The sequence below is a fragment of the Candidatus Mancarchaeum acidiphilum genome (assembly GCF_002214165.1).
GTDB classification, from domain to species: domain Archaea; phylum Micrarchaeota; class Micrarchaeia; order Micrarchaeales; family Micrarchaeaceae; genus Mancarchaeum; species Mancarchaeum acidiphilum.
In genome coordinates, this window is the sequence record NZ_CP019964.1 from 215,760 (window position 1) to 242,232 (window position 26,473).

Genomic DNA, 26,473 nt, shown 5'->3' on the forward strand with positions numbered 1-26,473 from the left:
GGGGTTGTCATGCAAGCTGAAATTATAGATAGTATAAAATTTACAACTTTAAGTCCAGACACGATAAAGAAGATGAGCGTAGCAAAGCTTATAGTGGCCGATACATACAATGAAGACGGCTATCCAATAGACGGAGGGCTTATGGACCAGAGGCTTGGAGTCATAGACCCTGGGCTCAAGTGCAAGACCTGTGGAGGAAGAGCAAAGAGCTGCATGGGCCATTTCGGGCACATAGAGCTGGTAAGGCCGGTGATACACCCGGAGTTCGCGAGATTCATATACATGCTTCTGCAGTCAACATGTGAGAAGTGCAATAGGGTAATGTTGAGCAAGGAGCTTGCAGATGACGTAAGGTCCGCATTGAAGGAGATAAACCTGAACGCAGACGAGCAGAAGGAAGAGCTTCTCTTCAATGACATAGTCAAAAAGCTGAAGACGCTTAAGAAATGCCCTTACTGCGGATCGGACCAGCATAAGCGCAAGTTTGAAAGGCCTACATTCTTCTACCTTAACGGTGAAACACTTAAGCCGGATACGATAAGGGATTGGCTTGCAAATATACCTGACGAGGATTTGGTAAGCATAGGGATAGACCCAAATGCAACAAGGCCCGAATGGCTCATACTTAGCGTGCTTCTAGTGCCTCCAGTAAATGTGAGGCCTTCAATAACCCTGGAGTCGGGAGAGAGGAGCGAAGACGACCTGACGCACAAGCTCGTAGAGATTATGCGTATAAACGAGAGGCTTTCGCAGGATATAGATGCTGGAGCCCCACAGATAATAATAGACGACCTTTGGGAGCTTCTTCAATATCACGTTACAACATATTTCAACAACGAAACGCCTGGAGTTCCGGTAGCAAGGCACAGGAGCACAAAGCCTCTGAAGACATTGGCGCAGAGGCTTAAGGGCAAGGAAGGAAGGTTGAGGTATAACTTAAGTGGAAAGAGGGTCAACTTTTCAGCAAGAAGCGTCATATCTTCGGATGCAAGCCTTACAATAAACCAAGTGGGAGTGCCGATGAAGATAGCGTCTGTGATGACAATACCACTTTACGTAACTAAGTGGAATATTGAGGCGGCAAAGAAGTTTATCCTGAATCCAGATTATCCAAAAGCGCTTAATGTGATATCAAAAGGTGGCATAAGGAAGAGGGTCACGGAGACAAACCGCGAAGACCTTGTCGCAAGCTTAGAGCCTGGAGATGTAGTGGAGAGGCAATTGATGGACAACGACTTAGTCCTGTTCAACAGGCAGCCTACGCTGCACAGGCTATCGATAATGGCCCATAGGGTAAAGGTGATGCCCGGAAAGACGTTCAGGATACAGGTTTCTGCAGCATATCCTTATAATGCAGACTATGATGGGGACGAGATGAATCTTCACGTGCCTCAGACTCTAGAAGCGCAGGCGGAAGCGATGTACATGATGCAGCCCAAGAACCTGATGCTCAGTGCAAGGCACGGCCAGCCGGTCTTCTATGCAGAAGAAGATGAGATAGCAGGAGCGTACTTCTTAACAAAAGGCGACACCTATTACACAAAGGATGAAGCAGCCTTGATGCTCGCCTATATAGGCATATTTGATCTGCCAGACGAATCAGAGAAAGGGCTTTACAATGGAAAGGATATAATCTCAATGCTGTTCCCAAAGGACTTCAATTTCACGGGAAACAACATGAAGGGGCAGGTTATAATAAAGAATGGGAAGCTTATAGAGGGAATACTTGATGCCAGGATGATAGGGGAAAAGGGATCAACCCTTATATCAAAGCTATTCATAGACTACGGGCCCGATTTCATAGAGAGGTTCATACTGAATCTGACAAAGATCTCATTGAGGGCAATTTACAAGAGAGGCTTGACGGTAAGCGTCAAGGACTACATTGTGAGCAACGAAATGATAAGTGAGAGAGATAGAATAATTAAGGAAGTGGAGGATAAAGCGAACAAGATAACAGAAGAGTACAACGACAGGACCCTTGAATCATTGCCGGGATACACAAGGAAGCAGACCATGACCACGCTTCTGTTTGCACAGCTCAGTGAAGCAAGAGACATAGCAGGGAAGTACCTCAATAGGACAATGAACACGACCAACAATGCCTTCCTTCTTGCATCAATAGGAGCAAGAGGTTCAATAATGAACGTTATACAGATGAGCATGCTTCTTGGACAGCAGTCGGTAAGGGGAAAGAGGCCGTCTAGAGGTTATTCAGGCAGGGTATTGCCTTACTTCCGCAAGAACGACAAGGACCCCCGCGCGAAAGGTTTCGTCACGTCATGTTTCTTTGAGGGGCTTACGCCTACGGACTTCTTCGAGCACGCAATGGGAGCAAGAGATAGTGCAGCGACAAAGTCGCTGGTAACGGCAGTCAGCGGTTACATGTACAGGAGGCTGGTAAACGCGATGATGGACTTCTACATAAGCGAGGACAAAAGTGTCAGGGGATCAGGGATGGAGCTTATCCAGCCACTATATGGAGGAGATGGAATAGACCCTATGTACGTCAACGTGGAGCCCAGCAAATGAGGTACTTAATATGGCAACAAAGAAAGAAGATGAAACATATATAAAGGATGTCAAAGTGCAGTATGGCGAACCTGTGGGTGTGGTGGCAGCACAGTCAATGGGAGAGCCTTCAACACAGATGGTATTGAGGACGTTCCACAGTGCAGGTATAGCAACAACCATATCATCCGGTTTGCCCAGGGTAATAGAGCTTGTAGATGCAAGGAAGAAGCAGGCCTCCCCTACAATGACAGTGCAACTTGAGCCCAAGATAAGGAAGGACTATGATGCAGTAAAGAAGCTTGCCAAAAAGTTCCAGGAAATACGCATAAGGGACGTTATCTTAAAGCATATCGAGAATCTTAAGGAGTCCAAGCTTGAGCTGGTGCTAAGCAAATCCAAGATGGAGGACAACCTGCTTACCGAGGAGATGGTTATAGAGAAGCTGAATAAAAAGTTCAGCGGAATCAGCATAGAAAAGAAGAGCAACCACCTGATAATAAGCCAGAAGAAGCCGAAGGACATACATTCTACGCGCATAGCGTTCGTACATATAATGGATTTCCAGCTATCCGGAATAAAAGGCATAAACAAGGCAGTGATAATGCAGAATGATGACGAATCATTCTATATATTCACGAGCGGCAGCAATATATCCGAAGCGATGCAGCTGGACGGGGTTGTACCTGAAAAAATATACAGCACAGATCCATTTGATGTGCTTAAATCCTATGGGGTTGAGGCAGCAAGGAATGCGATTGCATACGAGCTTAGGAATACGATGCAGCATGAAGGGGTAAAGGTTGATTTCAGGCATATGGGGCTTATAGCTGATTCAATGACCCTGACCGGAACCATAATAGGAGTAGGCAGGCACGGGCTGGCAGGGACAAAGGCATCGGTCTTCGCGAGGGCCGCATACGAGGAAACGGTGAAGCACTTCGTAAACGCAAGCATATTCGGCGAATCAGACCTTCTGAAAGGTGTATCGGAGAACGTCCTGATAGGAAAGCAGATACATGTAGGTACAGGTCTTGTGAAGCTTGCGATAAAGAAGGATGATTTAAAGAAGATAAAAGCGGAGGAATAATAGGTAAATATTTATTCTTTGTTTTTTAATTAAGTAAGTTTTAAAGATTAAAGTGAGCAAATGATGAATGCAAACGTAAATTTTACACAGGAAAGGCCATTTGACTTGTTGAACAAATCGATAGGAAAGCAGGTGCTGGTAAGGCTGAAGAACAATCTCAGCATAAGAGGAAAGATAACATCGTTTGACGCACATATGAATATAGTGATGGACGGTGCAGAAGAACTTGACTCAAGCGGAGAGCTTAAGGCCAAATTGGGCATAATACTGCTTAGGGGAGGGAATATAATATTTGTCTCTCCTACTTGAACGCTTAATTAAATTTTGTGGGCTCTTGGCACAACGGTAGCGCGCCTGCATGGCATGCAGGAGGTTGCGGGTTCAAAATATAAATAATGAAAATCCCGCAGAGTCCACCTTTCTTTTTTTTATCTTTCAATTTAAATGCGAAGGCGGAAAGAAAAATGCAAGCCCAAGCTAATTTAACTAGAACTTTTACCTGTAATCCAAACATTGGAAGCTTAAACCGGACAAAACCAAATTGCAATACGCCTTATTCAAAACCCCCATTAGCAATTTGCAGAGGAGGATTAGGATTAAATTAATAAAAATATTGAAAATTTGTTAAAAATAATTAAATTTTATTAATGTTATTCAAAATAAAACAGGGAAAAGTATTTATATAAGTTAATGACAAGTAAATATGCGCGTGTTTTTAAACACCACACCATATCCACCCTGCATGCAGAAATGCATGCGGGATTATGTTCTCAATTTTTAGACAGCTTTTCATGCAAACCTCTATTTCTCTCAAGGTTTTTCCTTATGGTGCTTTTTATCGCATCAAGATCAGTTATCCTTGAATTGGACTCCTTGACTGCGGTCTCTGCAACTGCAAAGGCCACATTCTCAAATACACCAACGCTTTCATTTGGGTTGCCGACTGAAGGAAGTATATATTCCGTGGATAATTTGTCCCCTACTGAATCAGCTAGCGCAACAGCCGCATCATAAAGCATGCTGTATGTTACCTTTTTAGCCCTCGAATCCAGCAAACCTCTCATTATGCCAGGGAATCCAAGCAAGTTGTTCACTTGGTTTGGCTTATCGCTTCTCCCTGTTGCAACCACGAATGCCCCAAGCTTCTTTGCTTCATCATAATCTATCTCAGGCATAGGATTGGCCAAGGCGAATATTATTGGCTTTTCATTCATCCCATTTACAATATCAGCGGTGAATACATTGGGCTTGGAAAGGCCTATGAGCACATCCGCACCCTTGGCAGCATCTGCCAAGCTTCCTTTATCCTTTTCAGGATTTGTTAGCCTGGCTATCTCTTCCTTAAACTCATTCATGCCCTCATTTCTTCCATCATATATTATTCCGTGCGTATCTACTACATAGACATTTTTTACTTTGGCCAATGCAAGCAGCCTTACAACACCCATCCCAGCGGAGCCCGCTCCATTTACCACTATCTTTACTTTATTCAAATCCTTGCCTGCCAGCTTAAGGGAATTTATAAGGCCTGCAAGTATCACCATTGCCGTGCCCTGTTGGTCATCGTGTAGTACAGGTATATCCAATTCCTCTGAAAGCCTATCCACAATCCTGAACGATTTTGGGGATTCTATATCCTCTATATTTATGCCGCCCAAGGTAGGTGATATCTGCTTTGCAAATTTTATTATTTCCTCCTCATCAGTAGTCCCAATGCACATAGGTATCGCGTCAACCCCCCCATATCTTTTGAACAGCAACGACTTTCCCTCCATAACAGGAAGTCCCGCTTCCGGTCCTATATTGCCAAGCCCCAATATCCTTGTGCCGTCAGATATTACTGCTATCATATTGCCTTTGTTCGTATACTCGTAAGCAAGATCTCTGTTATCTTTTATAGCATTACATACAGTTGCAACTCCGGGGGTATAATGAATTGAAAGGTCCTGGTTTGATTCAATTTTAACCTTCGGGATTATCTCTATTTTTCCATGCATAATGCTGTGTGCGTCTAATATGTCTTTTTCAGTTGTCATAGAAATCTATATAAATTATGAGTTAAGTATAAAAAGAATGACTTGACAAAAAGTTTATTGACGTAATAAATGTTCGTTGATAGACGCTGAACACGTCTGTTATAAATGATTATATAATGACGGATATACAGAATTAAGGGTTTTTAGGCATTTATGAAAAGCAATACGTAAATTTAAGTTTTTTTACTCCAAAGTAATATAAGTTTAAAAAAACAGATGATGAAAAAGTGGCTTCATTCTCATTGAAATTGATTGTTTACATAATACTTATCTTAGTAACGATAGTTGTAGGTTCATTAGCAACCTATACAGTGGGCAATTATTACCAAGTTTTCAATTTAAAGAAGCTAAGCTACCTGGATGCTGTCTATTTCACGGTAACAACGTTATCAACTGTGGGAAGCAACATAGTTCCAGATACTAATTTAGGCATGATCTTTGAAACGCTACTTATAATATCAGGTCTGGGTGTATTCTTGGGTGCACTCAGCCTTATAGCTGGTGAGGTAATGGAAGATAGAATGGACAAACTTACAGGAAGCATAGTGGGTATTCAGAAAAGGTTTTTTAAAAATCACATAGTCCTTATAGGAACGGATTCAGTAAATCTGGTATTAGCAGAAAACCTGAAGAAATTGAACAAGAACTTTATCATATTAAGTTCCGACAGCAATGAGGTTGACAAGCTTAAGAATCTCGGATACAAGGCATTTATGGTAGATGTGACATCAGAAGCGGAGCTCAAGAAATTCACTTTGGAAAAGGCTTTTGAAATAATAATAGACATGTCAAACAGTTCAATGCTGCTTTATACGTTCTTGGTCGTCAATTCAATATCAAAAGAATCCGACAAGATAATAATAATACATTCACAGGAAGCGGAAAAGCGTTTAGCAGACCTAAATCTTCCCGCAAACTGCACGATAATAAACCCTAGCTCATTGGTGGCCGTTAATATAATAAACAGCTTAACAAACAAGCCTGAATGATAAAATTTATAGTGGTGCATATGGAAAAAATAACCATAAAATCCTTTAAAAATGGCGAATATATACCAAAAGTCTACAGTTGCGAGGGGAATGACATATCACCCGAGATAACTATAGATGAGGCGTCTGAAAGCAAGTACTACATGCTTATAATGAACGACCCTGATGCGCCAATGGGCTTATTTACACATTGGGTTATATACAATATGCAATTAAAGCAGGGCCAGCTGCATGAGAATATAGAAAAGGCTCCTATAACCAAAGAGGGGTTTTATCAGGGCCATAACGATTTTGGAAAAATTGGCTATGGCGGACCATGCCCCCCAAAAGGTGACAAGCCGCACAGGTATAACTTTAACTTATACATGCAGGATAGCAAGATAGATGAAGAAGCAATAACAGTCAAAAAGGCATATGATCTAGCCTATAAATTCCTCAAGGTTGCTTCTTATCTTGGGATGTATAAACGCTGATATACAATAGATTATAGGAAAGCATAAATATTAATAATGGTAAACAGGATACTGTAATAAGAACTTAGCTGTAATGATGGCTATCTAACTTATTCAAAAATCATATAATCTGCAGGGATGGCGGAGCTTGGTCAAACGCGATGGACTCAAGATCCATTGGCTTAGGCCTGCGGGAGTTCAAATGTATAGAATAAATCTCCCTCCCTGCATATTGACTTTTATAACGATTAATCAAGGTGAAGCCTATGAAAAAAACGGTCCCTACTGCTGAAAAAAAAATAGTCAAAAAATCCAAACTCTTTGAGATACCTATATACAGCCAATCAGAGGATTTTACAAGTTCTGCTGCAAGCGTGATGATGGTGCTCAAGTATCTGAACAAGGATTACAAGATGCTTAAGGAAGACGAGTTCTCTATATGGAATGAGACAGTCTATGGAAGCGTATGGCATGGATCCAGGTACGGTATAGCTTACGCATTGGCGAAGAGAGGTGCCAAGCCATATATAGTGAGCAGCAATATAAAGGACTTAGGATACGAAAGGAAGATAGCCGTATACGAAGGCATAAACTTGGATGCATTGCAATCAGCATTTGACGAGATCAAAACTAAAATTAAGGATTATGAGGTAAAGGAAGTAAAGGGAAATGTGACCATAAACACTATAAAAAGGTACATGAGCGACAACCAAATACCTATAGTCCTGGTAAATGCCAACGTTCTCAATTCAACAGTATCTCCTAATGGCTCTCCGCAATGGGTAGTGATTAAAGGTTATGATGAAGATACATTCTACATAAATGACTCATATTCTGGAATTACCTTGATAATGGAGCCAGAGATGCTGACAAAATCTCTTGGTTATGAAGGAGAATACTACATGATATTGGTAAAAGCCAAGAAAATTAGCAGCAAGCCCACAAAAGCATCCAAATCAAAATGAACGTTTGAAGTGATAGCCTAAAATTTATTTTTTGTATTCCTAATATAAGGACCAAGCATTTTGAGATTTCTTTTTACAATTCCTGTAAAAATAAAAGCCTCAGACGGGGATCGCACCCGCGGCCTCTTGTTTTCACCTTTATTTGATAAATTACGAGACAAGCGCTCTACTACTGAGCTACTGAGGCAGACTGGAAACAGTATCAATATGTGCAATAAAATATTAAATCTTGTTGCATAAATTCCGTAAGGCTAATTTAATATAATATTTTAAGCAGTAAACTTTTATCCTTGGAATTCTAAATTCTATAAACTATTGCCCATTTAGAATTGTGCATTTATACGTAACGAAATTATTATAAACAATAAACAATAAATATAGCTGTTATAAAATATAAATCAGGTAAACTTATGGAATCTGATACTTCTGAGGATAATATAGAGGATGAAGACAATACTCAGAGTGGAAATGACTATATATCAAAGCTGCAGCAGAATAGCCAAGAGGCTGAGCAGAACAATAGCCCAGACCAGTCTGACGAACCCTCCTCTAGTAATGACAGTTCCTCTGATAATGATAAGGCCGATGATTCCAGCCCCCAACCAACTACGGATAATGATGGCAATGAAGCAATAACTGAACCTCCAAAGAAAAAGAAGCCAAAAAACATAAGCAATTTGAATATAGGATTTAAGGGAAGCAATCAAGAAGCACAGGAGGGAGAAGAAGCCAATCAAGGCAATCGGAAGCCAATACCTGAAATACCAAATCTCGATGCACCTAGCAAGCCCCCCGAAAATAATAATGAAGATAACAGCGGAATTAAATGGGATACAAGCGGTTATAACCCACATGCATACGTATCAGGATCAAATGCAAATAACCGGTCAAGTAACACCAATTACAATCAGCCGATTAGTTCTGAAGGCAAATCAATAGCAAATAATCAACCAAAAAGAAAGTTCGGGTTTCCAAACAATAAAAAATTGGCTACGGTAAAGCCAAAAGTATTATTAACAACAGAACAAGCACAGAAGCGCAATAAGAAATTCCTTCTAGTAATGGTAATTATCTTAATAGCAATAATAGCTGTAGTACTTGCTTCAACATACCTGCACCACAAAAAGGTAATTGTCCCGCCTCCTCCACCGACGCCAAAATTCCACTACATAAATAGCTGCCAAGATGTAATTAACCCCGGAGTATACTATCTGGGAGTCAATCTTACCTATTCAGGATCCAGTGGAACCTGTATAACCATAGATACAAATAATGTTGCATTTATATGTAAGGACAAAGGAATAAGTGGCAAAGGGCCTTACATTGTGACTAGCACATCCACGAATGGAGTTGTCATAAACAAGAAAAGCAATGTATCAATAAGCGGATGCAGCATAAAAGACTTCTCCTATGGGGTTTCCATCCAAAATTCTTCAGGTGTATCTATAACATTTGATAATATATCCCATAACACAATATCTAATGTTAGGATATCAGGAGGGGAAAACAATAGTGTTATAAATAACACTTTGTCGGGAGCAGGATTGGATTACGGTTCGCTTTATTTAACAGGCAATACAACAGACAATTTGGTTGAATTCAATAAGATAACTAGCAGTGCAAATTATAGCATATATGTAAATTCATCTGGAAATAAATTCTACGAAAACTACATAAACAATACTCCTTACGGGTTTTACTGTAATGTAGATTATGGACTTATAAGAAGCAATCTTGCAAAGTCAAATATATGCAATACAAATTTCGGATGTGATTTTGTAAAATGCAGCTTGTTAAACATACCGGATAATGTATCAAAGATAACCCTGACACCTTCAATAACAAGTTGCGGTTCAATAACCTCCCCTGGCGATTATTATTTAAAAAATAATATTTCTGCAGGCTACGCATATTCCAATACAAGCAGTTCTTTGGTCAAAAACATCTCATTGTATTATCCAAAATGCATAACAATTAAATCCCCAAACGTAAATTTGGACTGCAATAATTTCACCATTTACAACTCAAGCGAAGGAATATATTATTTAGGGCTGAGCAATGTTTCAATAGAAAACTGCAATTTCAGAAATGTAAACAAATCAATAAATGTTTCAATTTCGAATGACTCCAAAATAAGTAACATAAGGATAAACGACAGCAGCATATATGGAGTAGGGGTAGTATCATCGACAAAAGTTGATTTCTCAAACCTGTCAATATCTAACAGCACAAAAGGGATTAACATATTTGCAGATTCGGAGTACAATTCATTTAATAAAATAGCAGTATCAAATAATTTCTACGGTATATACCTTAACATATCAAACCTTAATGATTTCAGCAACTTCACAATAAATAAAAATACTTTTGGTGTATTCATCAACGATTCCCTTTACAACCAATTCAACAAGGGCACAATATTAAACAGCACTAAGATTGATTTATATGCACAGCCTGGCAGTATAGCGAATAAAACTACAAACCTATTTTATTCAACGGTCTGTGGTTTGAGCGATACAAAGTGGGGGGTATGCACTTACTATGTATTACCTAATCTCAAATTCTACCCTGTAGATAGCTGCTTGAACGTGACTAGATCCGGAACTTATGCACTTGATAAGAATCTTGTAACCTCAAGTTCGGACTGCATTGACATAAAAGTTCCAGATGTAAACCTCTCGTGTGGCGGATATTCTATTAGCCAACTGACTCCAGGGTATGGAAGTGCAATATATGACAAGGGAGAGAAAAATGTAACAATAAGTGGATGTGCAGTTTATACTTTCAACAAAGCCTTTGATTTTGAGGAAACTTCAAACATAAATATCTATAACTCTACGGCATCAGATCAAACACCAATATACTTTTCAGATGTTAATCATTCATATATAATAAACAATACATTCGATATATCCGGGAATACCGGTCTGATATTACGCAATGTATCAAAGAGCGTAATTTATACCAATAAAATAACCGGAAACTCAAAAGGCAGCGGGTTGGTACTTAATAACTCATACCTTAATCTGATATTTAACAATTCAATCTATTCAAACAAGATAGGGTTTGCCTTATACAATAATTCTGTAAAGAATACAATATTCAATAATACTGTACAGATAAGTTCTAATTACGACTATTACTGCTCCCCAAATGCCAGCCCTATATACTCCGAGTATAAGGGATTCAATTACGGACAGAAGGAAAATGACTGCTACTGGCTTTCTGCATTAAGCCCTACAAGCCCAAGTGCAGAGTGCTATATAGTATCAAATCCAACAACCATAAACCTGGGTGCAGATTATCTTTATAAATATGGGACAGTTTGCATGAAGATTCGTTCAAACGATGTAACATTCAACTGTGACAATCATACAGTGTCGGCTTTAAATGGAGGCACATTCATAAACGTGTCAAATTCTAAAAACTTCAAATTGGAGAACTGCTATATGCAAGGATTTACAGCCCCTATACAGGTTTATAATTCAAGCGGAGAATTGACAAACAATCAGATATTAGTAAAAAGCGCCTATAAATCGGATGCAATAGAAATCTCAAATTCGCCTAATATGTCCAGCCAAAATAACTTGGTTTACAATTATTCATAAGCAGTAGGTATTTTAAATAGGCCAACTGTCTATTTCAGGTGATTATATGCTGTTCAAAACGTTGTCAGATTATTACGAAAAACTTTCAAAAACACAATCTAGGATAGAGATGGTAAATATACTATCAGAAATGTTCAAGCAAGCTGCAAAAGGGGAAATATCAAAGCTAATATATATGACACAGGGGCAGCTAGCACCAAATTTTATTGGCATTGAATTCGGTGTAGCTGACAAGATAATGGAAGAAGCCATAATGATAGCTACTGGGTATAATAAAGAGGAAGTAGAATCAGAATACCACAAGCAAGGGGATTTGGGTGAAGCCACAGAAAATCTCATAAAATCCTCAAAGCTTGCTAGAATGTCAAGCAAGAAATATGATGTTTCTGATGTATATGGATCAATGTACAAAATCGCAACGATATCAGGAAAAGGCAGCAAAGAGATCAAAATAAGGATGTTGGCTGAACTGATAGCAGCTTCTGATCCTATTGAAGCCAAATACATTGTAAAATATCCACTGAATTCGCTGAGGTTAGGAGTAGGAGATGAAACCATACTGGAAGCATTGTCCTTGATGTCAACTTCTGAACGATCTAACAAATCGATATTGGATCGCTCTTACAATATATGCAGTGATCTTGGAGAGATAGGAGAGATTGTGTTGGAAGGAGGTATAGAAGCCGCAAAAAACATGAAAGTTTCCTTATTCAAGCCCATAAGGCCGGCTCTTGCAGAAAGGTTACCAACCGCAAGTGAAATATTAAACAAGATGGGAGGAAAATGCGCAGTAGAGCAGAAATATGATGGATTTAGATGCCAGGTCCATAAAGATGGGAATAAAGTAAAACTATATTCGCGGAGGCTGGAGGAGACAACATCCATGATGCCGGATATAGTAAAAGCAGTGCAGGATAGCATAAAAGCAGAAAAAGTCATATTTGAGGGAGAAGCACTTGCATATAATGAATCCACTGAGGAATTCCTACCTTTCCAGGAAACTATACAGAGGAAGCGTAAGTATGGCATCAATGAGAAAATAAAAGAACTACCTCTTCACCTTATGGCATTTGATATAATGTACCTGGAAGGGGAGGACCTATTGAACAAACCATATGAAACCCGTAGAGAGCTTTTAGAGAAAGCTATAACGGGATCCGATGTCATATCCCCATCCACTCGCATAATTACAGACTCCCCAAAAGAATTTGAAGAGTTCTTTGAAAACTCGGTTGAGAATGGCCTTGAAGGGATAGTGGCTAAGGACCTAAGGTCACATTATATAGCAGGTGCGAGAAAGTTCTCATGGATCAAGATGAAAAGGAGTTACAGAGGAGAGCTTTCAGATACTTTGGATTTAGTGATAATAGGCTACTACAGAGGTAAAGGATCAAGAGCAGAACTTCAATTTGGGGGACTTCTCTGTGCAGTCTATAACAAAAAACGAGATATGTTTGAGACTATAACTAAACTTGGCACCGGGTTCACTGAGGATCAAATGAGGAAATTGCAGGAGCTTCTAACAAAGATAAAAGTAGATTCAAAGCCTGCCCGTGTTGATTCATTGATAGAACCTGATTTTTGGGTTTACCCAAAATATGTTGTAACAGTGAAAGCGGATGAAATAACGGAATCGCCAATGCACACCTGTGGAAGATCCATGCAGCCCGATGGAACAGAGGCAGGGTATGCTTTAAGATTTCCTAGATTGGTTGGAGAAGAAGCTATACGGGCAGATAAAAGCCCAGAAGATGCAACAGATACCTCAGAGGTTATAGAGATGTTTTCACAGCAGAAGAAAGTAAGCTTGTCAAATAAATAATCTCCTACCTCTTGCGGGATGAATAAAATTGGAGGACACCTTGTAATCAAATGTATTATTAATTTTGCAAGTAAAAAAAAACAAAAATTTTAACGCTATAAGCTAGCTACCTTCCACTATCTATCGTTTTGGAGAACTTCTGTACGCTTCTTATTATATTTTTAACCTTGGGGTTTAGCTTATAACCCAAACCATAACCGTTGGCAGTCCTAATATGCGTAGGCTGTATAACATTTAAGTCCAATGAAAGCTCTCTTAATGTTATTATTAGCGTCTTCCTTGTAAACTTCTTTTCAAGAACAGAATAAAGCTCCTTAGTAGTCCTCGGTGATTTTTGCAACAAAAGCTCCATAACCGCATAATTAGGCCTACTCAAAACCTTTCTCAATGCCCAAATATTATCCTGATTCTTATCAATTTTTGCCATAAAATTATATTGTAGATAAAGATTTAAAAGTGTTATTATTTATACTAACCACTATTTTGATAGCCAAATAGGTACTAAAATACTAGTTTCTTGCGGCTCTTATAAGAGAAAACTCCAATAAATACGTATACTAAAGTATATAAATATATACTTTAATATAATAATTAAAAGGTGTAAGATTATGAGCTGGCCACTAATGTCAAAACTAAAGAGGTCATTAAACGAACAAGGATCTTATGAAACCAATCTCAGCCCAATCCAACTAAACTTTTCAGTCTCAAATCTGCCTTTTGACAAGCAAGTAGAGAAACTTGGCAGATTTAAGGTTATAGGAAAGAAAAAGAACATTTACCTATATTTGTTGAATCCTGAGAACTATAAATTGGATGATTATAAAGCATCACAACTTAAACGATATGCTGTTGAGTACCTAGTAAATTCAGATATAAATTTAGAGTATTCGTCGGAATCGATTGAATACATATCAAGGTTCCTAATGGAAAGATATTCATCAGATCCTTTCCTATCTTATATAATAGCACACGATACAGTAGGATATGGGCCAATAAGCATACTTCTTGAAAATTCAAAAGATATAGAAGAGATATTAGTAAACGGCCCTAAATCCAATATCTCTATTTACCACGCAAAATATGGATACTGTGAAACAAACCTAAAATTTAATGGTGAAGATGAATTTAGGTTCACTATGAACAAGATACTTTCAGAAACCCTAAATGAGCTTAATGAGGATTCACCTGTGGTAGATGCACAGCTTAAAGATGGATCAAGGATACATGTTCAAATAAAGCCTTACTCAGAGAATGGCGCAACAGCATCTATAAGATTAAATGGAAGCAAATCAATCGGGATAAGAAAGCTTCTCGAATCTGGAACAATAGTCAAGGAGGATATTGTATATTTATGGATGGGACTTGAAGTTGGCTGCAATATAATAATCTCAGGATCACCATCATCTGGAAAGACAACCCTATTAACTGCAATAAGTGCACTAATGCCAAGATATGAAAGGATAATTACAATAGAGGAGGATGTCAATGAATTGAAATTCTATAGCAATTTTATAAATGCGGTAAATTTAAAAAGCAGATCAAAACAGGGACTTACATTAAAGGACCAGGTGATCAATTCTTTGCATTTAAGGCCCGACCGCCTAATCATAGGGGAAATAAGAGGTCCTGAAGCCCACGATATCTTTTTTGGTGCAAACACCGGAATCCCCTTTATAACAACAATGCATAGCGAGGCAGATGAAAATTCTCTTCTTGCAAGACTAGAATCAAGGCCAATGTCTGTAGAAAGCCATCTAATACAATCATTAGATATTGCGATTTTTATGGAACACAGATATGATAACACAAGAAAGCTTAGCAGATTGGTGGAGTACAATTGGTTATCAAAGGCAGAAACTATCGGCGATAAGGAATTGCCTATGGTAAAATTAAATGCCATGGTTAATAATACTATTTTTGACATGCATTTATTGAATGAGTCAAAGGTCATAAAGAGATATGCAACATTGCATGGAATGAGCAATGATGAAGCAGTAAATGAGTTTATGCGCAGATCTAAATTTTTAGAAGCGATTCCAAGAGACACGGAATTTAGCAGTTATATAGAAAGATATTGGGAGATAAAATGAAAGCTCTAAAATACCTGTATTTACAATATCCCTATATAAGCCTATTAACTATAGGAGGATTAATATTCTATTGGCTTTTTAACATATATTCAATCCTATTGATATTGCCATTTGGGATGACAATTCTATTTATAAAGTTTATAAATAAAAATTACCAGGATATGGAGAATTCCCACAAAATCCGAAGCAACTTTGTACAGAGCATAAATATGCTTTATTATGAAACCAAATTGAAACACCTTAGCTTGATAAATGGTATAAAAGAGACATCAATAAGTTCAAACAACAAAGAGGTTTGCTCATATTTTAAAAGTATATCTAGAAGGGTTACTTATGGAGAAAAGTTAATAGATGCATTAGATGATAAATGCCCCAATGAAATATACGACATGGTTAGCAGCATAAAAGGAAATATATCTAGTGGGATGGATTTTGGGAAAAGCTCCTATTCTGTATACAAATCCGAAATTAATAAAGAAAATGATCTTTCAGAATACAAAGCATACTCAGCCCAAAAATATTCCACACTTGGAATATTAGCATCTATCGTAATGCCCTCTTTCATAATGTTTGGGGTAATCGGATACTCAATCATAAATTCATTCCTTAAAATATTTTGGGCATTCAGCATTGTGCTAACATGCATTATACCACCAGTTTATCTTATTATAAAATTGAAAATGAAGAGCGTAGATTTCAATGAAGTATAAATTTTACACAATGCTTTCTGCATTAAACTCAATTTCGATTGTACTTAATTATAGATATCTGTATATTTCAGCACCTATATTATTAGCAAATATCTTAGTACTTGCAAAGCCTCGCTTAGGGAATAGAAATTTAAAACAGCAATCTGAAGAATTCTTAATAAACCTTGCATCACAGCAAAATTCCAATGACAAGCAAATACTAAATAAAGTATTAAAGTCAATAAATAAAGAATTTAAGTTTGGGAAAGATATAACAAGGGCATTAAGATATTATCATTTTTCAGGATCCTTGGAATATCTGAGCAATTTAAAATATAACGAGTCCAAACTTTTGGAAAGGATAAAAGAGATTATAGTTTACTCAATACATTCTGGTACTGATATATACAAGCCAATTCTAACGCTAAAATCCGAGTACTATAAAAGTGATGTAATAAGCAGGAGATCAAGAGCATTAGTCAAGAGTTCCGAAGCAATTATGATAATGGGTAACTTAGTCTTTATACCAATGTTTGCAGGCATATCCGCCAATATACTGAAATTTACTTCAACTATTTCCTCCGGAGCAATTTTGGAATTCTTGACAATAATAATATTTTATCTCCTTATGGTGAATTGGATAAATGCGGAGTATTCTAATAAAAGAGATTACCCTGTACTATATTTATCTATTTTTTATACTGCTGTGGCATCATTCGCCTTGTTCTCAACTTACAACGTTGCATCAAGGATGTTATAGTGATAAAATGAAACAATACCTAAATAAAATAAGAAAGAGATTTGAAATGGCCGGATCAAAGAAGGGACAGGGGTCTATAGAGTACCTGTTAATGCTGTCAGCGGTTAGCATAATAATAGTTATAGCGCTAGCAATGATAGTTCAACTTAAAGGTGATGCTATAGGAATTTTCTATAATTCATCGACCAACCAAAGCTTGGCTAATGAAATAGGCAGGGAGATAGCAAATATAAGTTCAAAGAGGTAAGTTTATTGGATAAGCACGCACAGATATCATTGGAATTCCTTATATACCTTGCAATATCCGCAATCTCTCTCTTGTTTATTCTATCAATTTATATAGAAGGAACATCTGAGTTAAACTCAAGCGTAAATAACGCTTACCTAGGTTCATTTGTATCAGCAATAAATTCCAATATGAACTATTATGAGAGCAACGTTCAGTTATATGTGCCAAAATCAATATGTAACTGCACATCTTCCAACGAATATCTGTCCTGTGCTTATGAAAAATTTAAGCTATATGGAAATTTATCTATAACCAAAGAGATATGCTTGAACAGCGGATCAATTGAAACTATGGATCTCTACTATTCAAATGGCAAATATATGCTTTATAGTGATTGAATGAAAATGCAGGTTTCATTTGAGATAGTAATATCAATGGCAATAGGGATCCTATTCATCTCTTCGATAATGTACATGTACATGCAGGTAAATGCCAGGATTTCCGATTTTAAAAATTCCTTGAATATTAACTATTTGCAATCAGTTTTCAATTCTAGCTCTTGGTCTGATAAGTACCTAGTAATCAAAATGAGTAATTAATAAAATAGGTTATGGGCCAGAAAGACAAAATTGGTAAAGGTGCATTATGATGAATGGATTTATGATAGAGTCTGATATAATATTTGCCGTAATGATTTCATCCGTGGCATTCATTTTATTTTATAGTTACACATTAGACTCTAACAATACACTTTATAATGAAGCGATTAAGTCATCAGATACACTTTACGTCAATATGGAAATACAGCATTTTGTTCATTTAGGGGATTCAGGAAATAGTGCTTTTAGCAATCTAGCCGTTCCATTCAATGCGTCAATTAAGCCATTTAACCCTTTTGATTGCTCCGCAAATTGTAGTGCTAATTCAAATTCAATAAACAGATTAGTATACTTGAAAGGAAGCATATACGAGATATCGGTGAACTGATGAAAATACAGACAACTATTGAATTTATCATAATATTGGCAGCAATATCATCATTAATTGTGGTTGCCCTTTCAGTATATAACGGAATCTCAAGCGATGCAAAAGAAACTTTCAATGCTGTATTAAGCTCTGCAGTAAATCAAAGTAATAGTGCACTTTATAACAACCAAAGTCAGACATTTGAAATATCCTATTACCTAAATAGTACCCTGCCATATAATATGTCCAGTTTAGGGTATATTGAAATATTATCCCAAGCCCCAATCAAAATTTTAAACGTGAGCTATACTACCAATGACGGATATATAGACCTGGATAAAGGTTTGAAAAATACAACTGTAAATGGATTTTCAATAGACGAGTTTTACTATATACCAAATAGAACAGGTTTATCAAAGATACAATTTAACTTCAAAATCAAGTATAAAAATAATACTGTTCATAAGAACATTTCTATTAACACCAGTGTTTACAACATATTGAAGTACTCTAAATCTGAATATACGGTTTCAATAAATATAAATAATTCATCAGTAACTTATCCAATCGAAAACAAAAACAAAATATATAAATTCAATATAAAAACTCATTGCAGTGCAATGAATAACGGTGTTGAACTTCCAATAAATGAACAATGTGGGAATGCCAGTTACGACCTATTCATATTTTCCAATTACTGCTTTTATGATCAGAATGCAGAATCAAGAGTTATATGCATTTATAAGGATTATAATAATCTGTCTTTGCTTAGCCTAAGCAATAATGAATCAAAACTATCATATAATGGTAAGTTCAAATTCAACGCTCCAAATATAAGTATATACTCAAATTTCTCTAGTTCTAATTATAGAAGCTTAAACTTTGATTCATCCGGGTATCCAAGTGGTTATTACGGCAAATTGGAACTGGCAGGAGCACACGCAAGTAGTGATAACTATAGTAATCAACTATTATATCGCAATGGGAGTTTATGGAGAATAAACTCTTCTTCGGCCGAAGATTTTTATGTTCAGAAGGCAGAACTTAATTCGTTGCTTGCATTTTATAATGGTACTGGAGTAGATGGAAAGCAGTGGGAATATATATCAGAGAATATAAACGCATATAACGAAAGTATCCCAAAGAGTTCACAACCATTTGAGCAGGATAATTGCGGTTTAAGCTACCATCTAAACTACAAATGCAAGAACATACCGATAAAGTTCAGCAATATAACAGCTGAAATAAAAAATTATAACATAGAGAACGAAACCGTAATTTACGGAAATTATACAATTAACTTAAGGTGATTGATCTTGGTATATCTAAAATCACAAATAGCAACGCTAGAAGCTGTGATCTCTGTTATCATACTGTCTTCATCAATATTAACCTTGTCATATTTAGGATATGCACAATCGACTCCAGAAGAAATTCAATCAAAAATAAATTTTTACAACTTGGTGTATGACATGTCCAATATAATTTACAATTATAATAGCAATTGTATAGCAACTTGGAATTATAGTTGCATGATTAATACCACGCGTGAGTTATCACGAGTATACCATATGCAATACCTAAAAATATCCTATAATAAAAACTCAACATCCTATGGGAATAAGGAAATTTGCCATGAACTAAATTATTACTGCTTATACTATAAAGGAAATGAATCATCGATATATGGAGATATATGTTTTCTGGGGTGTTAAAATAGCATTTTACGGTATCCTAATAGCAATTACTATACTTATAGCAATAGGCACTATAGTTCAATATATTAACTATATCGATTCGACCGAATCCATTAACTCCTATTTAAACTCCTATATATGCCATTTAAATTTGGGCATACAAGAGAGATTACTCAGCAAAAGCAATATAAGTACAATCTATATCGACAACCTTAAGAGCATAGGGTTAATAGATAGGTTTAGCGTCAAGGAATACCAAAATAGACAATTTGTAGTTGTCGAATGCTCTTAATAAGCATAAATAGGGATAAGGGCAGGACATAGCCCTGTACTAAATGCTTATAAGGCTAGGACCAATAAATAAAATTCAAGAAATTCACAAAAACTTATAAAGTTAATAGGACAATAATAGCATTGTTGGCAGTACAATACTTATTATGATAAGCCCTGGTGGTGTAAAGGCTAGCACGAAGGACTGTGGATCCTTAAGTTCGGGTTCGATTCCCGGCCAAGGCCTTTTTCAGAAGAAATGTACTGCAAACCCCCTAGTCATCTGTTTTTCGAATTTATGGAATGAACTGGTATTCTTTTTTATATCCTTTACCATACTCTTGTAAAGTATCTTTTCCTGTGCGTCAAGTTTTCCTTCCTTTACTATAGTTTGCTTTTTGCCATCTACTATCTGGGTTTCTGTTTTGCTTATTACTTCCTTCTTTACCATAAGGTACCATTCGTCTAGAGAGCTGCCAACATTTTCATCTACCTTACCTTTTATGACTTTAACCAAATCCCCTGTCGACAGCTTGGTCTTTACTCGGGTGTTATATTCTTTAAGCAGTGGAATCATTATTGCTTTATCGCATATCTTCTCTATATCTGCAGGAGAGTATCCTATTGTGGCTCTAGAAAGCCTGCCCAAATGAAGCTTTTTATGAGGTTTATTAGAAGTATAAAATTCAAACAAATGCTTTCTCTCTTTATAATTTGGAGGTGGTATGTAAAGCGCATCACCAAATCTACCCGATCTCTTTAATGCTGGATCTATATCCCAGGGCTGGTTTGTAGCACCAATTACATATATGCCTTCAGGGTTTTTTTCTACACCGTTCATTTCGACCAAAAATTGATTTACTGCCAGTCTCAATGCGGATCCTTCACCTCCACTATCTCCGCCCCCTCTTTTAACACCTAAAGCATCAAGTTCATCAAAAAATATTATACAGGGTGTATTCTTTCTAGCTTGTTCAAATATAGCATGCAAGTTCTTTTCTGTATTGCCCGTATACATATCAACTATCTGATTTGTCCTAGCTATTATCACATTAGCTCCAGCCTCTCCTGCCACCGCATTTACTGTATATGTCTTACCTACCCCAGGAGGCCCATAAAGAAGAAGGCCCACCCCAAGCTTTTTGCCATAATGCTTAAACAATTCAGGATTTTTTATTGCGAGTACCACATTATCATTCAGAAAACGCTTTAGCTTTTCCTCTCCTACAACGTCTTTGAATGTCATATTCGATTTATAAAAAGGAACCTTCTTTATCTGGCCTTCTTCTATCTCCTCTTTATTATCATCCTCTGTGCTGTTATCCCCAGCTCCTGGCCATAAATTGCCTCCCTTACTTAACCTGTCTAGTTCACTACCGATATCATCTAGATTCTCTGTGCTGCTGCTAGATTGATTAGGATAAGAGTTGCCCAATCCTGAAGAAGATCCAATTTTTGATGACGCTTCACTATGTATAAGTTTATCAATATTCTTTATTCTATCCTTTGCTTCAGAATAATCCGGATTTTTAGCTAATGATCTTTCATACCACATCCTAGCTTCAGGGTAATCCTTCTGGGATTCTAAAATGTCTCCTATAAGCAAAGGTGCATCATAACTGGATGGTTGCAGCAATATAACTTTTTCCAAATCCTCCCTGGCTTCATTATACTTCTTTTGAATCCTCTCTGTAAGGGCTTTATTGAAATAGGCATCAGCATATTTTGGGTCTATTGAAATAGCCTGGTTGTATTCACTTATTGCCTTTTCAAATTCATCATCCTCAAAAAATCCGTTGCCTTTTTTCCAGTGATCTTTTGCCTCTGGATTTACTGCCTTTTCATTATTATCATTTGTGTTTTTGGCTAGGTTATCTGTTTCTAACATATCCGAATCATCAGCATTGCCTTCATCGTCAGGCAAGTTATTTTCAATAGCCATATAAGCACTTCAATATTATATACCACATTTAATTTTTAAATTCTTTCCATATAAATTAATTTAAAGCAAAAAGTAAAATATTATTGTTTTACCAATATTTAAAGATAGTGATTTTATAACAAAAATACCGCATGGGCAGATAGTTACAGACAAATTTCCTATACTGAGTGCAAGCAAAACACCCAATATAGATATCAAAACCTATAAACTTAGAATATACGGAAGTGTAGAGAATGAGCTTTCATTTACTTGGGAACAATTGATGGGACTTCCAATGTCAAGGGTTAAGGTAGATATACATTGTGTAACAAGGTGGTCCAGGCTAGGCGATATTTGGGAAGGTATAAAGCTAAAGTACCTACTAGATATGGTTAAGCCCAAGGGCAATTTCCTAATGTTAAGAAGTTCATATGTAGGATATTCTGCAAATGTGCCAATGAGCTATATAAATGAAGACTGCATGGTAGCATTCAAGTTCAATAACCTCCCACTTGAAAAAGAGCATGGTGGGCCAGTTAGGGCTTTTATACCAACTCTTTATTTTTGGAAGAGCACTAAATGGTTAGATGAAATAGAGGTTATGGATGAGGACAAAGCCGGATTTTGGGAAAAGCGTGGCTATAATATGAGAGGCGATTATAACAAAGAGGAGCGTTATTGGGATGGCTTAAATTTTGTGAATAAATTAGTATTCTTTGGAAATAAAGATAAAGACGATGAATAAAATCACAATATCTAAAGCAACAAAGAACATTACCCCTGCTTTTTAAAATACATAATCTAATAGTCTATTGTATCCGCGATCTTAATTAGCACCAGGCGAAGTTAAACAAAAGGTTAATATTAACTTATGCAGATAGTTAAATGAAATACATGTTTGTCAACCAAAACAATGACAAATCAGATTGCAAAAATGGCAGCTTTAATAGTACCAGCAACCGACAGATCCTAGATACAATTTATAAAAAAGATAAAAAGTTCATAAATTCTTGTTATCTGGATATACTAGAAAAATCATTTGAAGGAGACATTCGAATTACAAAGAGCAGTGATTATCTATTTGAAATTTCAAAAAAATTTGTTAATCAAGCAATAGATTCTACCTATAAAATATTCACAAAGGCATTTCCCGATTTTGCCCATTATAATAAAGGCCAAATAGCTGTAGAAAAATTTGATTACAAAGGTTTAAGATACAAAGATGGGGAGTATGAAGCTTCAGGTATATATAAAAACGGCACCATATGCATAAATATGGATTACCTAATAAAGGATGAGGTAATCGCCATAAAACGTCTGGCAAAAAAGTACAAAAGCAAAGAAGAATTCATTGAGGCGCTCAAATCCAATAATACATGGGGAAATAACCTGATGAAGTCCTTGTTATATCTATATTCTACAACTTGTCATGAAGTATTTCATCATTTACAGTATGTGTATGTATCCCCAAATATAGATGAAAAAGATAATCCTAAATCAAACTGGTTATACATAGAGGGCAGTGCAAGTTATTTTGACAACTTCATGATGCATTTACTAATAAATGGGCCAGATACTATAATTGATAATTTGAAGTACTCTGCAGCTCAGGACTTATACAAAATTGCAAAAAATCTAGATGGTCTCAAAAACCCAAAGGCAAAAGACAAATACGGCAACCATCACTTAGGGTCAGCATTGTTTTCAATAATAAGTTGCAGGTTAGATTTTGATATCGTAGAATACCTTAAATTTCTTAAAATTCTATCATCAAAAAGAAAGCTCTCTGATAACAATTTGATATCATTAATTGAAAAAGAATATGGTCCTGAATTTGATAAAATGCTAAATGTAGCCAAGTTAAAAAGATAAACAAGTTCAAGTATTTTAGTCTCTAATAAACTTTTTCATCTCCCACAAATGGTTGTATAAGCGTATATATTTATCTCTCAACTTGTGGTCACCCTCTCCATCTATCTTATCCTCTAATTTATATATAGCGCGATCCAATCTATTCCCAAAAGCATATCCTGAGTAATCCCTGCCATTCTGATTTGACATTTCAAAATCTATGTAATTTACTCTTTTTGTGAAATTTATCTCAATATCTCTTTTATAAGCATCCCTAATTAATTCCGAATTTAAATTATCCGCGTTTTCGCTTAAGAAATCAAGCAATCCTTTGGATATATCATTTGGAGGTATAATCTCTATTTCTCTTTTTATACCTAAATAATAATAACTCAAAATGTAATGGCTTCCCTTCTCCTGTTTTGATGCCAAGTTATTTAAAAGGTATAAAAAGCTTTTACGCTGTACTTTAAATTTAGTTGACTCCTTTAGAATGTAACTTGTTGTAGAATTGTCTGGGTATAACCAAACATAATAAGATTTTGAGTTATGTTCAAAGGTCGATAAAGCATTCATTTTTACCTTTTCTAAATCTTTGTTTACTTCGCTCTTATAGTCAAATTCGATCCTTACTTTATTATAATCTTTATCCAGCCAATAAGCAAAAGTTTCAAATTGATTATAAAACTTGCTTAAATAATCAAGTGACCTTAATTTGTTAGCGGGGCCAGAGAAAACATATTCTTTAGGTTTATCGTTTTCTAGATACTCCAAAATATAACTAAACTTGGCTGATTGATATAATGATGTGGTATTATCAGGATTTAAATGTAAATTAAGAAAACTTACCTTCCTAATATTAGCATGTTTTGAATGCTCTAATGAGTTTATTAATTCATTAGCTTGGTTACCATTTTTGCACTGTATCGTCAGTTCAATATGCTTTTGATTATCATTAAACCTTGTCATGTCCAAAAAGGTTATCCTCTCAAAATCCTTTCCAACGCCATAATTCAAATCTTTCACAACCATATAAACCGTTTAATTGTTTAACTGGTGTACTTTAAAAACTATTTGTACAAATGCAAATTTCAAATACAAATAAAATAAAAGTTTATTTAACCAAAAGGCGAAAAGCTTATATATTAATTAACAAGATAATTTATTTGGTAATGATATGGATAATGCTCATAGCAATACGGTTTTAATAAATAATAAGGCAACATCTAAGAAAACTGATATGGTAGATGCAATAATAAAAGATGAAAATAGGCTGATCAGATTAAACCGATTCAAATTTTTAAGGAATGAAGAATATAGGTTAAGTGAAAAGAAAAAGCTATATGCAGATATAAAGCTGGATTTGGAATCGCTTAATGAAAAAGGAGCTCTTGATTACCTGAGAGATAGCATATACATGTTAAGAGAGAACAAGCAGAAAAATCTCTATGGGGTAAACATAAGTGATATCTACCAAAAATTGGATAAAAGAGTTTTAAACGACGCCAACAATGAAATTAACAACAATTCAAATTTCACGAATTATACGGTTATTATACTAGATACAAAGAATAATAGAAAACTGGCATCAAACTTCATTTCACGTATCATTTCAAGTAAAGCATTTTCCAATTTCTGAATAGCTTTAGTTTTTTATTATTAACAAAAATTAACAAATTACGCTTTTAATGGATAACTGTATATAGATATTTTAACCCCGTCCTTACCAAATATCAAATTTAATCTTTGTTGGTCAACTTTGCGGTCCCTCGGATTTTCTTTTTCTATAGATATCAAATGGATAAATTTTACACCAAGATCTGCCACTGCTAATTTTAAGTCCGGCATTATGTTATTTGTATCTGATTGCAATATATAAGCAGAAAAATGGTTTAAAGAAAGTTGGTCAAGCAATCCCGAGTATCCAGGCTTTGAGGGATTAGCTAATATTAATTCATGTATTTTATCGTCTTTTGGTACCTTTATATCTTCGATTCTGATAAGTCTTCCATCAATTTTAGTTTCGGGGAACTCACTTTTAAGTTTATCAACTTGTAAATTAAGATTATCTTTTTCCAATTCATCTATACTATCAAAATCTAATTTTCGGTATTGTGATATCAAACTTTCTTCCAAATCCGGATCCGCTGATTTTCCCCTCTTTATAATACCAAATACTTTATTCATTGCCCCGCAATCTGTATGTGCCAGCAGAATAATCTCACGTATATCCTTATTCTTTATCAAATCCTTAATCTCTTTTGCCACTGGGTATACATTCGCACCCGCATTTCTTATAATAAAACAGTCTGAATATTGCTCCTCTATGAGGTCATTTAATCTTCTATCCATGCAGCTTATTACAAGTTTGTTCATATAAACACCGAATCACTTATTATTTATAATAAACTTTATTAAATCCCAATTATTATTAATTTAAATTCCTGAGACCTATAACACAATATCGATATAAAACGAATATGCTCAAAGCATATAAATATAACCAAATCCTACATCCTAAAGATTA

At 36.1% G+C, this 26,473-nt stretch carries 25 protein-coding genes and 3 tRNA genes; 23 read left to right on the forward strand and 5 right to left on the reverse strand.

The features are described from left to right. The first annotated feature begins 9 nt into the window (after nucleotides 1–9). The 4 genes from Mia14_RS01175 (at nucleotide 10) to Mia14_RS01190 (ending at nucleotide 4,017) form a co-directional block, all read left to right on the forward strand. Nucleotides 10–2,532 (forward strand): DNA-directed RNA polymerase subunit A', encoded by a 2,523-nt coding sequence (locus Mia14_RS01175; RefSeq protein ID WP_088819737.1) that lies wholly within the window; start codon nucleotides 10–12, stop codon nucleotides 2,530–2,532. 10 nt (nucleotides 2,533–2,542) lie between these two features. After that, a complete protein-coding gene (locus Mia14_RS05220; RefSeq protein WP_088819738.1) occupies nucleotides 2,543–3,601 on the forward strand; it encodes a DNA-directed RNA polymerase subunit A'' in 1,059 nt (352 codons plus the stop codon). Nucleotides 3,602–3,661: 60 nt separating this feature from the next. After that, nucleotides 3,662–3,910, forward strand: coding sequence for an LSM domain-containing protein (locus tag Mia14_RS01185; protein WP_232780225.1), 249 nt, complete (start codon nucleotides 3,662–3,664; stop codon nucleotides 3,908–3,910). A gap of 19 nt (nucleotides 3,911–3,929) precedes the next feature. Then, nucleotides 3,930–4,017, forward strand: a tRNA-Ala gene (locus Mia14_RS01190). 354 nt (nucleotides 4,018–4,371) lie between these two features. Here the strand turns inward: Mia14_RS01190 and Mia14_RS01195 are convergent. Continuing rightward, on the reverse strand, nucleotides 4,372–5,637 hold the full coding sequence (locus tag Mia14_RS01195) for an NAD(P)-dependent malic enzyme (protein WP_088819739.1): 1,266 nt from the start codon (nucleotides 5,635–5,637) through the stop codon (nucleotides 4,372–4,374). Between the two features lie 227 nt (nucleotides 5,638–5,864). Here Mia14_RS01195 and Mia14_RS01200 point away from each other — a divergent pair, with 227 nt between their 5' ends. From Mia14_RS01200 to Mia14_RS01230, 6 genes are all read left to right on the forward strand, one after another. Further along, a complete protein-coding gene (locus Mia14_RS01200; protein ID WP_088819740.1) occupies nucleotides 5,865–6,626 on the forward strand; it encodes an NAD-binding protein in 762 nt (253 codons plus the stop codon). Nucleotides 6,627–6,646: 20 nt separating this feature from the next. Beyond that, entirely contained in the window at nucleotides 6,647–7,099 is a 453-nt protein-coding gene (locus tag Mia14_RS01205; RefSeq protein ID WP_157891420.1) for a YbhB/YbcL family Raf kinase inhibitor-like protein, read from the forward strand. A gap of 111 nt (nucleotides 7,100–7,210) precedes the next feature. Next, a tRNA-Leu gene (locus Mia14_RS01210) sits at nucleotides 7,211–7,308 on the forward strand. A gap of 36 nt (nucleotides 7,309–7,344) precedes the next feature. Next, nucleotides 7,345–8,043: a peptidase C39 family protein gene (locus Mia14_RS01215; protein WP_088819742.1), complete on the forward strand. Its 699-nt coding sequence runs from the start codon at nucleotides 7,345–7,347 to the stop codon at nucleotides 8,041–8,043. A gap of 410 nt (nucleotides 8,044–8,453) precedes the next feature. After that, complete coding sequence (locus Mia14_RS01225; protein WP_088819743.1) at nucleotides 8,454–11,651, forward strand: right-handed parallel beta-helix repeat-containing protein; 3,198 nt, start codon at nucleotides 8,454–8,456, stop codon at nucleotides 11,649–11,651. Between the two features lie 46 nt (nucleotides 11,652–11,697). Further along, nucleotides 11,698–13,473 carry an ATP-dependent DNA ligase gene (locus Mia14_RS01230; protein ID WP_088819744.1) on the forward strand — a complete coding sequence of 592 codons (1,776 nt, stop codon included), beginning with the start codon at nucleotides 11,698–11,700 and terminating at the stop codon, nucleotides 13,471–13,473. A 106-nt stretch (nucleotides 13,474–13,579) separates the two neighbouring features. Here the strand turns inward: Mia14_RS01230 and Mia14_RS01235 are convergent, their stop codons facing one another. Then, nucleotides 13,580–13,900 carry a hypothetical protein gene (locus tag Mia14_RS01235; RefSeq protein WP_088819745.1) on the reverse strand — a complete coding sequence of 107 codons (321 nt, stop codon included), beginning with the start codon at nucleotides 13,898–13,900 and terminating at the stop codon, nucleotides 13,580–13,582. Nucleotides 13,901–14,081: 181 nt separating this feature from the next. Here Mia14_RS01235 and Mia14_RS01240 point away from each other — a divergent pair, with 181 nt between their 5' ends. The 10 genes from Mia14_RS01240 (at nucleotide 14,082) to Mia14_RS01280 (ending at nucleotide 20,420) form a co-directional block, all read left to right on the forward strand. After that, nucleotides 14,082–15,563 (forward strand): ATPase, T2SS/T4P/T4SS family, encoded by a 1,482-nt coding sequence (locus Mia14_RS01240; RefSeq protein WP_088819746.1) that lies wholly within the window; start codon nucleotides 14,082–14,084, stop codon nucleotides 15,561–15,563. Then, nucleotides 15,560–16,273, forward strand: a complete 714-nt coding sequence (locus tag Mia14_RS01245) for a hypothetical protein (protein ID WP_088819747.1) — start codon at nucleotides 15,560–15,562, stop codon at nucleotides 16,271–16,273. Before Mia14_RS01240 ends, Mia14_RS01245 begins: the two co-directional genes overlap by 4 nt. Beyond that, entirely contained in the window at nucleotides 16,263–17,012 is a 750-nt protein-coding gene (locus tag Mia14_RS05120; RefSeq protein WP_088819748.1) for a hypothetical protein, read from the forward strand. Before Mia14_RS01245 ends, Mia14_RS05120 begins: the two co-directional genes overlap by 11 nt. 7 nt (nucleotides 17,013–17,019) lie before the next feature. Then, nucleotides 17,020–17,259, forward strand: a complete 240-nt coding sequence (locus Mia14_RS01255; RefSeq protein WP_088819749.1) for a class III signal peptide-containing protein — start codon at nucleotides 17,020–17,022, stop codon at nucleotides 17,257–17,259. Nucleotides 17,260–17,264: 5 nt separating this feature from the next. Further along, nucleotides 17,265–17,639, forward strand: a complete 375-nt coding sequence (locus Mia14_RS01260; RefSeq protein WP_088819750.1) for a hypothetical protein — start codon at nucleotides 17,265–17,267, stop codon at nucleotides 17,637–17,639. Then, nucleotides 17,640–17,840, forward strand: a complete 201-nt coding sequence (locus Mia14_RS01265; RefSeq protein WP_088819751.1) for a hypothetical protein — start codon at nucleotides 17,640–17,642, stop codon at nucleotides 17,838–17,840. Nucleotides 17,841–17,886: 46 nt separating this feature from the next. Further along, the gene (locus tag Mia14_RS01270; RefSeq protein WP_124216868.1) at nucleotides 17,887–18,228 is read left to right on the forward strand and encodes a hypothetical protein; all 342 of its coding nucleotides are present in this window, start codon (nucleotides 17,887–17,889) and stop codon (nucleotides 18,226–18,228) included. Beyond that, complete coding sequence (locus tag Mia14_RS01275) at nucleotides 18,228–19,517, forward strand: Flp family type IVb pilin (protein ID WP_088819753.1); 1,290 nt, start codon at nucleotides 18,228–18,230, stop codon at nucleotides 19,515–19,517. The genes Mia14_RS01270 and Mia14_RS01275 overlap by 1 nt, the downstream gene beginning before the upstream one ends. Nucleotides 19,518–19,893: 376 nt before the next feature. Next, a complete protein-coding gene (locus tag Mia14_RS05050) occupies nucleotides 19,894–20,196 on the forward strand; it encodes a hypothetical protein (protein ID WP_124216869.1) in 303 nt (100 codons plus the stop codon). 152 nt (nucleotides 20,197–20,348) lie between these two features. Then, nucleotides 20,349–20,420, forward strand: a tRNA-His gene (locus tag Mia14_RS01280). A gap of 4 nt (nucleotides 20,421–20,424) precedes the next feature. On the opposite strand, the gene Mia14_RS01285 is transcribed toward Mia14_RS01280, so the two are convergent. After that, nucleotides 20,425–22,116 carry an ATP-binding protein gene (locus tag Mia14_RS01285; protein WP_088819754.1) on the reverse strand — a complete coding sequence of 564 codons (1,692 nt, stop codon included), beginning with the start codon at nucleotides 22,114–22,116 and terminating at the stop codon, nucleotides 20,425–20,427. A 187-nt stretch (nucleotides 22,117–22,303) separates the two neighbouring features. Here Mia14_RS01285 and Mia14_RS01290 point away from each other — a divergent pair, with 187 nt between their 5' ends. Together Mia14_RS01290 and Mia14_RS01295 are read left to right on the forward strand one after the other, a co-directional pair. Further along, the gene (locus tag Mia14_RS01290) at nucleotides 22,304–22,840 is read left to right on the forward strand and encodes a molybdopterin-dependent oxidoreductase (RefSeq protein ID WP_269799411.1); all 537 of its coding nucleotides are present in this window, start codon (nucleotides 22,304–22,306) and stop codon (nucleotides 22,838–22,840) included. Nucleotides 22,841–22,980: 140 nt separating this feature from the next. Next, entirely contained in the window at nucleotides 22,981–23,967 is a 987-nt protein-coding gene (locus Mia14_RS01295) for a hypothetical protein (protein WP_088819756.1), read from the forward strand. A gap of 15 nt (nucleotides 23,968–23,982) precedes the next feature. On the opposite strand, the gene Mia14_RS01300 is transcribed toward Mia14_RS01295, so the two are convergent. Then, a complete protein-coding gene (locus Mia14_RS01300) occupies nucleotides 23,983–24,978 on the reverse strand; it encodes a hypothetical protein (RefSeq protein ID WP_088819757.1) in 996 nt (331 codons plus the stop codon). A 145-nt stretch (nucleotides 24,979–25,123) separates the two neighbouring features. Between Mia14_RS01300 and Mia14_RS01305 the strand changes: the two genes are divergently transcribed. After that, nucleotides 25,124–25,585 carry a hypothetical protein gene (locus Mia14_RS01305; protein WP_088819758.1) on the forward strand — a complete coding sequence of 154 codons (462 nt, stop codon included), beginning with the start codon at nucleotides 25,124–25,126 and terminating at the stop codon, nucleotides 25,583–25,585. Nucleotides 25,586–25,623: 38 nt separating this feature from the next. Here Mia14_RS01305 and Mia14_RS01310 read toward each other — a convergent pair whose 3' ends face one another. After that, nucleotides 25,624–26,322, reverse strand: coding sequence for a carbonic anhydrase (locus tag Mia14_RS01310; protein ID WP_088819759.1), 699 nt, complete (start codon nucleotides 26,320–26,322; stop codon nucleotides 25,624–25,626). Nucleotides 26,323–26,473 lie beyond the last annotated feature (151 nt).